Genomic DNA, 250 nt, shown 5'->3' with positions numbered 1-250 from the left:
CTGCATGCCGGCGCGGTGCTGGATGGCGCCGGAGATGCCGGCGGCGACGTAGAGCTGGGGGGAGACCTGCTTGCCGGTCTGGCCGACCTGGCTGCTGTGCGGGTACCAGCCGGCGTCGACGGCGGCGCGGGAGGCGCCGACGGCCGCTCCCAGGGCGTCGGCGAGGTCCTCGACGACGGAGAAGCCGTCGGCGGCGCCGACGCCGCGGCCGCCGGAGACCACGATGGCGGCCTCGGTCAGCTCGGGGCGG

General features: G+C 77.6%; 1 protein-coding gene. It reads right to left on the bottom strand.

Annotated features, from left to right (window positions below; genetic code table 11):
- A partial coding sequence (locus tag IH44_RS0140310; RefSeq protein WP_030464803.1) for an electron transfer flavoprotein subunit alpha/FixB family protein occupies positions 1–250 on the bottom strand: 250 nt, incomplete at both ends.

Source organism: Kitasatospora sp. NRRL B-11411 (assembly GCF_000721345.1).
Classification (GTDB): domain Bacteria; phylum Actinomycetota; class Actinomycetes; order Streptomycetales; family Streptomycetaceae; genus Kitasatospora; species Kitasatospora cineracea.
The sequence above is the reverse complement of the archived record's forward strand: the minus strand, read 5'-3'. Positions and strand labels throughout refer to the sequence as shown.